The 317-nt window shown below is 54.9% G+C and carries 1 protein-coding gene; it reads left to right on the top strand.

Annotated features, from left to right (window positions below; translation table 11 throughout):
• Window positions 1-317 (top strand): Na+/H+ antiporter NhaC family protein (locus tag U869_RS0129070; RefSeq protein ID WP_029988773.1); only part of this gene is annotated, 317 nt, incomplete at both ends.

The following is a 317-nucleotide window of genomic DNA, read 5'->3' as shown; positions in this document are numbered from 1 at the left end:
CTTTCGCCAGAAATTACGGCTGGAGCGGTGATCTCCGGCGCTTACGTCGGTGACAAGATCTCGCCGCTGTCTGAAAGCACCGTGCTGGCTGCCCAGCTCAACGGTGTCGAGTTGTATAAACACATCCGCACCCAGTTGTGGACTACCGTTCCGGCAGCGGTCATTGCCCTGATCGCTTTTATCCTGCTGGGGCTTAATCAGCACAGCGCTTTTGATAGCACCATCACCAACAACGAACTGACACGCTTTAACGAACTGTTCCACATCACACCGTGGAACCTGTTGCCGCTGATTTTCCTGTTGGCGCTATCGGTGGC

This window comes from Serratia sp. H1w, from assembly GCF_000633355.1.
Taxonomy (GTDB): domain Bacteria; phylum Pseudomonadota; class Gammaproteobacteria; order Enterobacterales; family Enterobacteriaceae; genus Chania.
Note: the sequence above shows the minus strand (reverse complement) of the source record. Positions and strands in the feature narration are given on the sequence as shown.